7 protein-coding genes and 4 rRNA genes are annotated in these 12,673 nt (G+C 48.8%); all 11 read left to right on the top strand.

The annotated features are described in order from the left end of the window. Positions 1-14: 14 nt before the first annotated feature. The gene (locus J0B03_RS06070; RefSeq protein WP_207298760.1) at positions 15-803 is read left to right on the top strand and encodes a type III pantothenate kinase; all 789 of its coding nucleotides are present in this window, start codon (positions 15-17) and stop codon (positions 801-803) included. After that, positions 790-1,749: a tRNA dihydrouridine synthase DusB gene (gene dusB / locus J0B03_RS06065; RefSeq protein ID WP_207298759.1), complete on the top strand. Its 960-nt coding sequence runs from the start codon at positions 790-792 to the stop codon at positions 1,747-1,749. Before J0B03_RS06070 ends, dusB begins: the two co-directional genes overlap by 14 nt. A gap of 145 nt (positions 1,750-1,894) precedes the next feature. Beyond that, on the top strand, positions 1,895-2,371 hold the full coding sequence (greA, locus tag J0B03_RS06060) for a transcription elongation factor GreA (RefSeq protein WP_508278639.1): 477 nt from the start codon (positions 1,895-1,897) through the stop codon (positions 2,369-2,371). Positions 2,372-2,391: 20 nt separating this feature from the next. Further along, on the top strand, positions 2,392-3,897 hold the full coding sequence (gene lysS, locus J0B03_RS06055) for a lysine--tRNA ligase (RefSeq protein ID WP_246798206.1): 1,506 nt from the start codon (positions 2,392-2,394) through the stop codon (positions 3,895-3,897). Between the two features lie 136 nt (positions 3,898-4,033). After that, complete coding sequence (locus J0B03_RS06050; RefSeq protein WP_207300940.1) at positions 4,034-4,189, top strand: hypothetical protein; 156 nt, start codon at positions 4,034-4,036, stop codon at positions 4,187-4,189. Positions 4,190-4,450: 261 nt separating this feature from the next. Then, positions 4,451-5,971: ribosomal RNA gene (locus tag J0B03_RS06045) — 16S ribosomal RNA — on the top strand. Positions 5,972-6,170: 199 nt separating this feature from the next. Further along, positions 6,171-9,083 (top strand): 23S ribosomal RNA (locus J0B03_RS06040). Positions 9,084-9,164: 81 nt separating this feature from the next. Continuing rightward, a 5S ribosomal RNA gene (rrf, locus tag J0B03_RS06035) occupies positions 9,165-9,281 on the top strand. Positions 9,282-9,382: 101 nt separating this feature from the next. Beyond that, complete coding sequence (locus tag J0B03_RS06030; protein ID WP_207300941.1) at positions 9,383-10,474, top strand: adenosylcobinamide amidohydrolase; 1,092 nt, start codon at positions 9,383-9,385, stop codon at positions 10,472-10,474. Positions 10,475-10,634: 160 nt separating this feature from the next. After that, positions 10,635-10,790 (top strand): hypothetical protein, encoded by a 156-nt coding sequence (locus tag J0B03_RS06025; protein WP_207300940.1) that lies wholly within the window; start codon positions 10,635-10,637, stop codon positions 10,788-10,790. Positions 10,791-11,052: 262 nt separating this feature from the next. Beyond that, positions 11,053-12,573 (top strand): 16S ribosomal RNA (locus J0B03_RS06020). Together the 16S, 23S and 5S rRNA genes form the textbook arrangement of a ribosomal RNA operon. Positions 12,574-12,673: the final 100 nt, after the last annotated feature.

Genomic DNA, 12,673 nt, shown 5'->3' with positions numbered 1-12,673 from the left:
GGATGTGATATGCAATGCTTATGGCCATCGATGTAGGCAATACAAACATCGAAATTGGGATATTTCGAGGGGACGAGTTCGTAGGTACCTGGCGAATGATCACGGCAACAAGAAAAACTTCAGATGAATACGGTGTGTTTATTCTATCCCTGCTTCAGGCAAAAGGGATCACCCCTAAGGAGATCGATGATGTCATCATATCTTCGGTGGTACCCAACATCATGTATTCTTTGACCAGCAGCATCAAAAAATATTTGAACATCAATCCCATGGTGATCGAACCGGGGATCAAAACGGGAATTCGCATCCAAACGGAAAACCCGAAAGAAGTGGGGGCGGATCGGATCTGCGATGTAGTAGCGGCTTACTACATTTACGGCGGTCCTGCCATCGTCATCGACTTTGGTACAGCCACCACATTCGATTATGTGGACGAGGACGGCGTGTTCAGTGCAGCTGTGACTGCTCCCGGCATTCAAATCAGTGCCGATGCCTTGTGGAGTCGGGCGGCACAACTTCCCAACATCGAAATCGAAAAGCCCAAAAGCATTCTGGCCAGGAATACCATTACCAGCATGCAGGCGGGTTTGGTCTATGGATATATCGGCCAGGTGGAATACATCGTCAAGAAGATAAAGGAAGAAACCGGCAAGCCCCAGGCAAAAGTGGTGGCTACAGGCGGATATTCGAAGATCATATTTCCGGAAACGAATGTGATCGACATTGTGGACTCTGCTTTGTCCTTAAAGGGAATAAAGCTTATTTACGAAAGGAACAGGCGGACAAGAATTGAAAATAGGTAACATCGTTTTGAAAAACAACATATTTTTGGCTCCCATGGCAGGTGTGACAAACCTGCCATTTCGAAAGTTGTGCTTGAAGGAAGGATGCGGCTTGGCGTTCAGCGAAATGGTGAGCGCCAAAGCCTTGTCTTATGAAGACATCAAGACCAACGACCTCATTGTGACGTCGCCGGAAGACCGCCCATGCGGGATCCAGCTGTTTGGCAAGGAACCTGAAATTTTGGCAGATGTTATTCGACGGTACGTCAACGAAACGGATTTTGAGATCATCGACATCAATGCAGGCTGCCCGGCCCCCAAAATCGTCAAAAATGGGGAAGGCAGCGCCCTGATGAAAACACCGGAGCTTATCGGCCGGTTGCTGGAAGCGGCAACGAAAGCCACGGACAAGCCGGTGACGTTGAAGATTCGAGCCGGATGGGATCAGGGAAGCATCAATGCCGTGCAAATAGGAAAAATCGCACAAGAGGCAGGAGCCAGTGCATTGACGATCCACGGAAGAACCCGGGACCAGTTTTATGCAGGCCGTGCCGATTGGGATATTATAAAAGAAGTAAAGGAAATACTGGATATACCAGTCATTGGAAATGGAGATGTACATTCTCTGCAGGATGCACAAAGGATGAAGGACCTCACTGGATGCGACGGCGTGATGATCGGTCGAGCGGCCATGGGGAATCCGTGGATCTTCAACGAAGAGGAGGCAGAGGTTTTGCCCTTGGTTCGATTGGAGACCTGCAAAGATTTTTTCATGGAATTGTTGGAAACGAGACCGGAAAAGGTGGCGCTGGGTGAAATTCGAAAACACGCTTCGTGGTTTACAAAAGGACTGCGGGGAAGCGGTGAGTTTCGCAACCAGATCAATAAAACCCAAACCGTTCAGGAAGTATTAACAGTCATAAAAATCTATAAAGACGAATTGAAAATGGAGAAAATGGAAAAATAGTTTGTTTTTTTTAAAAAATTAACTATAATATAATAATAATTGTATTATCTATGTTCTGTCTGGACAAGTCCGGACTTTAACAGCGATGGCTTCCCAGCCTATAACAAATATAAAAAATGGAAAAGTGAAAAGGGGATATCATATAATGGCGCAAAAAGAATTGATTTTGACCTATGAAGGACTAAAAAAGTTGGAAGAAGAATTGGAAAAATTAAAAACCGTCCGAAGACGTGAAGTGGCGGAGAGAATCAAAACGGCCAGAGAGTTTGGCGATTTGAGCGAGAATGCCGAGTATGACGAAGCGAAGAACGAGCAGGCCTTTATTGAAGGACGAATCGCAGAACTGGAGCATAAGCTCAAAAATGCGAGAATCATCGATGAGGATGAGCTGGGAACAGATATTGTCAGCATAGGATCCATCGTTAAAGTCAAGGATGGAGAATTGAACGAAGTTTTACGATTTCATATCGTAGGTTCTGCAGAAGCGGATCCCATGGAAGACAAGATCTCCAATGAATCTCCAGTAGGGGCGGCCCTATTGAGTAAAAAAGTGGGAGATGTCGTTTCCATTGAAGTTCCTGACGGGAATGTCGTCATGGAGATCATGGAAATCAGCAAGTGAGCAACAAAGGAGGAGAACCGTTGACATTGGATCATGAAGAAAGCATAAATGAACTGTTGCAAATAAGAAGAGACAAACTGGAAAAGCATATATCAGACCAGAAGGATCCCTTCATGCACACAAAATATGAAGTTTCGGCACATGCCTTGACTGTGGAAACCGAGTACGATCGATATGAAGGAACTCGAGTATCCATGGCCGGTCGTATCATGTCCAAAAGGGGACAAGGAAAAGTTTCCTTTTACGACCTCCAGGACTCTACAGGACGAATACAGATGTTTTTAAAAAAAGACCTGTTGGGGGAAGATATCTACGAAGATGTGAAGACCTATGATATAGGAGACGTGGTCGGCATCGGGGGAGAAGTTTTCAAGACCAAGATGGGGCAAGTGTCCGTTCGGGTTGACAAGATCCTTCTTTTAACAAAATCTCTGCAGATCCTGCCGGAAAAATTCCATGGTTTAAAAGATCCGGACCTGCGGTATCGTCAGCGTTATGTGGATCTGATCATGAATCCGGCAGTGAAGGAAGTTTTTGTGGTTCGCTCGAAAATCCTCAATGCCATTAGAGAGTTCATGAACGGACGGGGATTTTTGGAAGTGGAGACACCTGTCCTTTCCAACTTGGCCGGCGGTGCAAATGCAAGACCTTTCGTTACCCATCACAACGCATTGGACATACCCATGTTTTTGCGGATCGCATTGGAACTGCCCTTAAAGCGACTGATCGTTGGAGGATTCGACAAAGTATACGAACTGAGCAGAGTTTTTAGAAATGAAGGAATGGACCCTACCCACAATCCTGAATTTACCATGATGGAGAGCTACGAAGCCTATGCCAATTACGAAGATGTGATGAACATGGTGGAAGAATTGCTCCACTATGTAGCCATCCAGATCAAAGGAACGGAAGAGGTCGTCTTTCAAGGAGATGAAATCAGCTTCAAGCCTCCATTCAAAAGAGCACGCATGGTAGATTTGGTAAAAGAGCATACAGGCGTGGACTTTGATCAAATCGATGATCAGAAGACGGCCTATGAAGAAGGAATAAAATTAGGGTTGGAGATCGAACCGCACACATCTTACGGAAAAATCATCGAAGAAGCCTTCGATACGTTTGTGGAAGACAAACTGATCCAACCAACTTTTGTCACCCATCATCCGGTGGAGATCTCTCCGCTGGCAAAGAAGGATTACAGCAATCCGAAATACACGGAGCGCTTCGAACTGTTTATTCGAGGAAGCGAATATGCCAATGCGTTCTCCGAGTTGAACGACCCGATCGACCAGAAAGCTCGTTTCTTGAGCCAGGTGGAAAACAAAAAGACGGGGGATGAAGAAGCTCACCCCTATGATCAGGACTTTATCAATGCCCTGGAGGTCGGTTTGCCACCCACAGGAGGCCTTGGCATCGGGATCGACCGTTTGGTCATGCTGATGACGGACCAGCGCAGCATTCGAGACGTGATCCTGTTCCCGACCATGAAGCCGGAAAAAGGCGTTGCAGAGACGGAAGACGACGAATAGAACCACCAGCAGCCCTGAAAAGTCAGGGCTGCTTTTTATCAACCAAAGTTGAAGGTGGATGAAACCTTTGTATTGCAAGGGTTTCAAGTTTTCTGCAGGAAAGTGGAGAAAAAAGAGGTTGACACGTGGTAGGGTGATGCGTATAATAGTAAGAGTCGCCACAAGAGATGCCAACAACGAACGAGACAACATAAAGGGCGACAAACCTTCGTGTCAGCGGACTTTGGAAGAGGAAAGCAGGCGGGAGGGACACAGTTTCATAGCGCTTCAGCTGACCTCAACCTTCGGGTAAGGGGAGTGGAGCAGGAAGCATCAACAGACTTCGACCTTCGAAGAAGGTCTCCGTCCGTGGGCTGCGCCCAATAGGTCTTCCGCCGAAGGATGATCGGAAAGCAAGCTTTCCGCCATCACTCGCCAGAATCCCTGCTGATGCTTAAGATCTTTGAAAATAGAATAGCACATGAAAACAAGCTTAGAAGAAAGAAACCAAACAACGTTGATGCCAAAAGCATCAAAGCCAAAGAGAGTTCTAAGACGGACTCAAACACTATTTATAATAGAGAGTTTGATCCTGGCTCAGGACGAACGCTGGCGGCGTGCCTAACACATGCAAGTCGAACGTGATCCAGGAAGTAGTTTACTACGACCTGGTGAAAGTGGCGGACGGGTGAGTAACGCGTGGGTAACCTGGCCTATGGAAGGGGATAGCCTCGGGAAACCGGGATTAATACCGTATATAGTTGGATGATCGCATGATCGACCAATGAAAAATTTATTGCCATAGGATGGACCCGCGTCCCATTAGCTAGTTGGTGAGATAACAGCTCACCAAGGCGACGATGGGTAGCCGGCCTGAGAGGGCGAACGGCCACACTGGGACTGAGACACGGCCCAGACTCCTACGGGAGGCAGCAGTGGGGAATATTGCGCAATGGGGGAAACCCTGACGCAGCAACGCCGCGTGAATGATGAAGGTCTTCGGATCGTAAAGTTCTGTCGAAGGGGAAGAAAGAAATGACGGTACCCTTAGAGGAAGCCCCGGCTAACTACGTGCCAGCAGCCGCGGTAATACGTAGGGGGCAAGCGTTGTCCGGAATTACTGGGCGTAAAGGGCGTGTAGGCGGTTTTTTAAGTCAGATGTGAAAGTTCGGGGCTTAACCCCGGAATTGCATTTGAAACTGGAGAACTTGAGTACTGGAGAGGTAAGTGGAATTCCTAGTGTAGCGGTGAAATGCGTAGATATTAGGAGGAACACCAGTGGCGAAGGCGACTTACTGGACAGATACTGACGCTGAGGCGCGAAAGCGTGGGGAGCGAACAGGATTAGATACCCTGGTAGTCCACGCCGTAAACGATGAGTGCTAGGTGTTGGGGTAACTCAGTGCCGTAGTTAACACAATAAGCACTCCGCCTGGGGAGTACGGTCGCAAGACTGAAACTCAAAGGAATTGACGGGGGCCCGCACAAGCAGCGGAGCATGTGGTTTAATTCGAAGCAACGCGAAGAACCTTACCAGGTCTTGACATTTCCTGACGACCTCAGAGATGAGGAGTTCCCTTCGGGGACAGGAGGACAGGTGGTGCATGGTTGTCGTCAGCTCGTGTCGTGAGATGTTGGGTTAAGTCCCGCAACGAGCGCAACCCTTGTATTTAGTTGCCATCAGGTAGTGCTGGGCACTCTAGATAGACTGCCGTAGATAATACGGAGGAAGGTGGGGATGACGTCAAATCATCATGCCCCTTATGACCTGGGCTACACACGTGCTACAATGGTCTGAACAGAGGGCAGCGAAACAGCGATGTGGAGCCAATCTCAAAAAACAGATCTCAGTTCGGATTGCAGGCTGCAACTCGCCTGCATGAAGTCGGAGTTGCTAGTAATCGCGGATCAGAATGCCGCGGTGAATGCGTTCCCGGGCCTTGTACACACCGCCCGTCACACCACGAGAGTTGGCAACACCCGAAGTCAGTGAGCGAACCATTTATGGAAGCAGCTGCCGAAGGTGGGGCTAGTAATTGGGGTGAAGTCGTAACAAGGTAGCCGTATCGGAAGGTGCGGCTGGATCACCTCCTTTCTAGGGAGCAAGTGAGTAATGTGCTATTTTATTTTGAGAGATCTTTGTATTTCTCAAACGTATGACGCTGGATCGGCACCACACAGGAACACGGCTGATCCTCAGTGATCTTTGAAAACTGCATAGGAAGAAAAAGTAAAGTAAAGAAACAAACGATCATCTAAACATCTATCGTTTCGGAAACGAAACAAAAGATTTAGGTCAAGTTACTAAGAGCATAGGGAGAATGCCTTGGCACTGGGAGCCGACGAAGGACGCGACAAGCTGCGAAAAGCTGCGATTAGGTGCAAATAACCGTTGAGTCGCAGGTATCCGAATGGGGAAACCTAGCAGAGAGAAGCTCTGTTACCCGCATATGAATAAAATAGTATGCGAGGAGGGAACTCGGGGAACTGAAACATCTAAGTACCCGAAGGAAGAGAAAGAAAACTCGATTTTCCAAGTAGCGGCGAGCGAAAGGGAAAGAGCCTAAACCGTATTTATACGGGGTAATGGGACATGTAAAGGAGATCTGGAAAGAAGCCGAACGGCCTGGGAAGGCCGACCATAGAGAGTAAGAGTCTCGTAGGCGAAATGGACAGATACAGGCATGTTACCGGAGTACCACGGGACACGTGAAACCCTGTGGGAAGTTGGGGGGACCACCCCCCAAGGCTAAATACTACCCAGTGACCGATAGAGAATAGTACCGTGAGGGAAAGGTGAAAAGAACCCCGGGAGGGGAGTGAAATAGAACCTGAAACCCTATGCTTACAAGCAGTGGGAGCGCAAGTGACCGCGTGCTTTTTGTAGAACGGACCAGCGAGTTACGATATGTAGCAAGGTTAATCACTTCAGGTGAGGAGCCGCAGGGAAACCGAGTCTTAATAGGGCGTATAGTTGCATGTTGTAGACCCGAAACCGTGTGATCTACCCATGTCCAGGGTGAAGCGTGAGTAAAATCTCGTGGAGGCCCGAACCGGTGTCTGTTGAAAAAGGCTCGGATGAGGTGTGGGTAGGGGAGAAATTCCAATCGAACACGGAGATAGCTGGTTCTCCCCGAAATAGCTTTAGGGCTAGCGTCAAGGGATGAATAGTGGAGGTAGAGCACTGAATTGGCTAGGGGGCGTATAGCTTACCGAACCATATCAAACTCCGAATGCCATATATTTTACCTTGGCAGTCAGACAGTGTGAGATAAGTTTCATTGTCGAAAGGGAAACAGCCCAGACCATCAGCTAAGGTCCCAAAGTACAGGTTAAGTGGGAAAGGATGTGCAATTGCTAAGACAACTAGGATGTTGGCTTAGAAGCAGCCACTCATTCAAAGAGTGCGTAATAGCTCACTAGTCGAGTGATTGTGCGCCGAAGATTACCGGGGCTAAAACCTGTCACCGAAGCTATGGCTTGCGTCGTAAGATGCAGGGGTAGGGGAGCATTGTGTAGGAGGCGAAGCTGAGCTGGAAGGCGAGGTGGATTCTACACAAGAGAGAATGCTGGTATGAGTAGCGAAAGAAAGGTGAGAATCCTTTCCATCGAAAATCCAAGGTTTCCTGAGGAAGGTTCGTCCGCTCAGGGTAAGTCGGGACCTAAGCCGAGGCCGAAGGGCGTAGGCGATGGACAACCGGTTGAAATTCCGGTACCGCCTTTGACTGTTTGAGAGAAGGAGTGACACAGGAGGATAAGCTGACCCGTCGAATGGAAGAGACGGGCTAAATAACGAGTGTGGACCTTAGGCAAATCCGGGGTCCGGGAAGCATGAGTTATGATGGGGACCGAAAAACAAGTAGGGAAGCAGCTGATTTCACACTGTCGAGAAAAGCTTCTATTGAGGAAGAAGGCGCCCGTACCGCAAACCGACACAGGTAGATGAGGAGAGAATCCTAAGATGAGCGGGAGAAGTGTTGTTAAGGAACTCGGCAAAATAACCCCGTAACTTCGGGAGAAGGGGAGCCTAATCCGATTGTTGTAAAATGATACGGAAAGGCTGCAGAGAAAAGGCCCAAGCGACTGTTTAGCAAAAACACAGGTCTCTGCTAAATCGAAAGATGAAGTATAGGGGCTGACGCCTGCCCGGTGCTGGAAGGTCAAGGGGAATGCTTAGCTTCGGCGAAGGCATGAACTTAAGCCCCAGTAAACGGCGGCCGTAACTATAACGGTCCTAAGGTAGCGAAATTCCTTGTCAGGTAAGTTCTGACCCGCACGAAAGGCGTAACGATTTGGGCACTGTCTCAACAACACACCCGGTGAAATTGTAGTACTCGTGAAGATGCGAGTTACCCGCGACAGGACGGAAAGACCCCGTAGAGCTTTACTGTAGCTTGGCATTGGATTTTGGTAGTGTATGTACAGGATAGGTGGGAGGCAGAGAGAATAGGACGCTAGTCTTGTTGGAGCCGCTGTTGGGATACCACTCTTATACTACTGGAATTCTAACCAGTAGCCGTGATCCGGCTATGGGACATTGCCAGGTGGGCAGTTTGACTGGGGCGGTCGCCTCCGAAAGAGTAACGGAGGCGCCCAAAGTTTACCTCAGAATGGTTGGAAATCATTCGTAGAGTGCAAAGGCAAAAGGTAGACTGACTGCGAGAGAGACATCTCGAGCAGGGACGAAAGTCGGGCTTAGTGATCCGGTGGTACCGAGTGGAAGGGCCATCGCTCAACGGATAAAAGCTACCTCGGGGATAACAGGCTTATCTCCCCCAAGAGTCCACATCGACGGGGAGGTTTGGCACCTCGATGTCGGCTCGTCTCATCCTGGGGCTGTAGTAGGTCCCAAGGGTTGGGCTGTTCGCCCATTAAAGAGGCACGCGAGCTGGGTTCAGAACGTCGTGAGACAGTTCGGTCCCTATCCGTCGTGGGCGCAAGATATTTGAGAGGAGCTGTTCCTAGTACGAGAGGACCGGAATGGACAGACCTCTGGTGCACCAGTTGTCCTGCCAAGGGCACAGCTGGGTAGCTAAGTCTGGACGGGATAAGCGCTGAAGGCATCTAAGCGCGAAGCCCCCCTCAAGATGAGATATCTCATCCGCAAGGAGTAAGGTCCCCAGTAGACGACTGGGTTGATAGGCCAGAGGTGTACGTGTAGAAATACATTCAGCTGACTGGTACTAATAGACCGAGGACTTGACCAAGTAGATGATAAGAAGAAGAATACTTTACGATGATTCCCATGCAGTTTTCAAATCTCATTGATGAGATTTATAACCAAATGATTCCGCGGCAATGGCGGAGGGGCTACACCTGTTCCCATCCCGAACACAGAAGTAAAGTCCTCCAGCGCAGATGGTACTTGGATGGTGACGTCCTGGGAGAGTATGTCGCTGCGGAATCCACACATCAAACCTTCGGTTTTATACCGGGGGTTTTTTGTTTGTTCATTTTTCTTCAAATTACTATATAATATTGTCATGAGTCGATAAGGGGGCATTTTATGAAGATCTATACAATGGATATGGGAGATACGGTTCACAAATATTCAAGGGCTTTGATCGTTCATTTAAAAGATGGAAGAAAAGTACTTTCGACAGCCCATTTGAATGGAGGATATCAGGAAAGCATTGCGCATGTCATGAACTTTGATTCCACTCCGGAGAATGGCAGTGCTTATTGTCAAGATTCGGAAACCTATGTAGATGACTTGAAACTGGTTGCTAAACAGATGAAGTTGGATGAAGAACGCACAGTGGCGATTTCTACAACGGTAAACATGGAACATGTTGCCATCATAGAGGAAAGCTACAAAGATTTGACGGTAACAGCCATTGTAACAGCAGGGATCGCTGGGAATGCCGCAAGGGTCGGAGATCCGGCCTGGTTTCATGAAGAAAACGGTGTGCCGGTAGAGTTGGTATCCGGAACCATCAACATCATGTTGGTGATCAACCAGGACTTGAATCCGGGGACCATGGCTCGCTGCATCGTAACTGCCACGGAGGCAAAGACGGCCGCCCTTCAAGAATTGATGGCCCATAGTGTTTACTCCCACGAATTGGCAACAGGAACTGGCACCGATGAAACAATTATTGTTTGTAATGGTTTGGCGAAGAACAGACTGATGTTTGCAGGGAAGCACAGCAAGTTGGGCGAACTGATCGGGATCACTGTAAACCGTGGAGTGAAAGAGTCTCTTTACAACCACGCAGGGTTGGATGCAAAGCAGCAGTGTTCCATCGAAAAAAGATTGATGCGTTTTGGTTTTCGTGGAGAAGATGTCTTGAAAAAATGTGAGGATCTCGCCAAAGATATAGACCGGCATATGGCAAATGAGAAGTGGCAGCAAATGGACCGAGATCCGGCATTGGTTGCAAAAGCTTCCATGCTTGCTCATTTGTTGGACCAAATGCATTGGGATCTACTTACGCCAGAAGTGGTGGTGAATGAATCCGGAAATTTATTGAATGAAATCCATGTAGATGAAAGCAAACGATACGGTCATGATCTTGCTGACTTGACGGATCTGCACAAGTGCTTGATGGAAGAATTTACGATCTGGTTGTGTCAACGCATGTTGGGATTGTTCTGAAAAAAATGTTTGAATGACACTAACCCGGGTATCTATTATCTTACACGGAGTCACAATCCATAGGATCAACCTTTTGAAACCTTTGTATTGCAAGGGTTTCGAGTTTTCTGTAGGAAAGTGGAGAAAAAAGATAAAAAAGCGGTTGACACGTGGTAGGGTGATGCGTATAATAGTAAGAGTCGCCACAAGAGATGCCAACAACGAACGAGACAACATAAAGGGCGACAAACCTTCGTGTCAGCGGACTTTGGAAGAGGAAAGCAGGCGGGAGGGACACAGTTTCATAGCGCTTCAGCTGACCTCAACCTTCGGGTAAGGGGAGTGGAGCAGGAAGCATCAACAGACTTCGACCTTCGAAGAAGGTCTCCGTCCGTGGGCTGCGCCCAATAGGTCTTCCGCCGAAGGATGATCGGAAAGCAAGCTTTCCGCCATCACTCGCCAGAATCCCTGCTGATGCTTAAGATCTTTGAAAATAGAATAGCACATGAAAACAAGCTTAGAAGAAAGAAACCAAACAACGTTGATGCCAAAAGCATCAAAAGCCAAAGAGAGTTCTAAGACGGACTCAAACACTATTTATAATAGAGAGTTTGATCCTGGCTCAGGACGAACGCTGGCGGCGTGCCTAACACATGCAAGTCGAACGTGATCCAGGAAGTAGTTTACTACGACCTGGTGAAAGTGGCGGACGGGTGAGTAACGCGTGGGTAACCTGGCCTATGGAAGGGGATAGCCTCGGGAAACCGGGATTAATACCGTATATAGTTGGATGATCGCATGATCGACCAATGAAAAATTTATTGCCATAGGATGGACCCGCGTCCCATTAGCTAGTTGGTGAGATAACAGCTCACCAAGGCGACGATGGGTAGCCGGCCTGAGAGGGCGAACGGCCACACTGGGACTGAGACACGGCCCAGACTCCTACGGGAGGCAGCAGTGGGGAATATTGCGCAATGGGGGAAACCCTGACGCAGCAACGCCGCGTGAATGATGAAGGTCTTCGGATCGTAAAGTTCTGTCGAAGGGGAAGAAAGAAATGACGGTACCCTTAGAGGAAGCCCCGGCTAACTACGTGCCAGCAGCCGCGGTAATACGTAGGGGGCAAGCGTTGTCCGGAATTACTGGGCGTAAAGGGCGTGTAGGCGGTTTTTTAAGTCAGATGTGAAAGTTCGGGGCTTAACCCCGGAATTGCATTTGAAACTGGAGAACTTGAGTACTGGAGAGGTAAGTGGAATTCCTAGTGTAGCGGTGAAATGCGTAGATATTAGGAGGAACACCAGTGGCGAAGGCGACTTACTGGACAGATACTGACGCTGAGGCGCGAAAGCGTGGGGAGCGAACAGGATTAGATACCCTGGTAGTCCACGCCGTAAACGATGAGTGCTAGGTGTTGGGGTAACTCAGTGCCGTAGTTAACACAATAAGCACTCCGCCTGGGGAGTACGGTCGCAAGACTGAAACTCAAAGGAATTGACGGGGGCCCGCACAAGCAGCGGAGCATGTGGTTTAATTCGAAGCAACGCGAAGAACCTTACCAGGTCTTGACATTTCCTGACGACCTCAGAGATGAGGAGTTCCCTTCGGGGACAGGAGGACAGGTGGTGCATGGTTGTCGTCAGCTCGTGTCGTGAGATGTTGGGTTAAGTCCCGCAACGAGCGCAACCCTTGTATTTAGTTGCCATCAGGTAGTGCTGGGCACTCTAGATAGACTGCCGTAGATAATACGGAGGAAGGTGGGGATGACGTCAAATCATCATGCCCCTTATGACCTGGGCTACACACGTGCTACAATGGTCTGAACAGAGGGCAGCGAAACAGCGATGTGGAGCCAATCTCAAAAAACAGATCTCAGTTCGGATTGCAGGCTGCAACTCGCCTGCATGAAGTCGGAGTTGCTAGTAATCGCGGATCAGAATGCCGCGGTGAATGCGTTCCCGGGCCTTGTACACACCGCCCGTCACACCACGAGAGTTGGCAACACCCGAAGTCAGTGAGCGAACCATTTATGGAAGCAGCTGCCGAAGGTGGGGCTAGTAATTGGGGTGAAGTCGTAACAAGGTAGCCGTATCGGAAGGTGCGGCTGGATCACCTCCTTTCTAGGGAGCAAGTGAGTAATGTGCTATTTTATTTTGAGAGATCTTTGTATTTCTCAAACGTATGACGCTGGATCGGCACCACACAGGAACACGGCTGATC

The sequence above is a fragment of the Alkalibacter rhizosphaerae genome (genome assembly GCF_017352215.1).
Classification (GTDB): Bacteria; Bacillota; Clostridia; order Eubacteriales; family Alkalibacteraceae; genus Alkalibacter; species Alkalibacter rhizosphaerae.
Note: the sequence above shows the minus strand (reverse complement) of the source record. Positions and strands in the feature narration are given on the sequence as shown.

Excerpts from the sequence above, each read along its gene's own strand:
- J0B03_RS06070 (WP_207298760.1), top strand. The coding sequence starts at position 15 with ATGCTTATGGCCATCGATGTAGGCAATACAAACATCGAAATTGGGATA.
- greA (WP_508278639.1), top strand. The coding sequence starts at position 1,895 with ATGGCGCAAAAAGAATTGATTTTGACCTATGAAGGACTAAAAAAGTTG.
- J0B03_RS06050 (WP_207300940.1), top strand. The coding sequence starts at position 4,034 with ATGCGTATAATAGTAAGAGTCGCCACAAGAGATGCCAACAACGAACGA.
- J0B03_RS06030 (WP_207300941.1), top strand. The coding sequence starts at position 9,383 with ATGAAGATCTATACAATGGATATGGGAGATACGGTTCACAAATATTCA.
- J0B03_RS06025 (WP_207300940.1), top strand. The coding sequence starts at position 10,635 with ATGCGTATAATAGTAAGAGTCGCCACAAGAGATGCCAACAACGAACGA.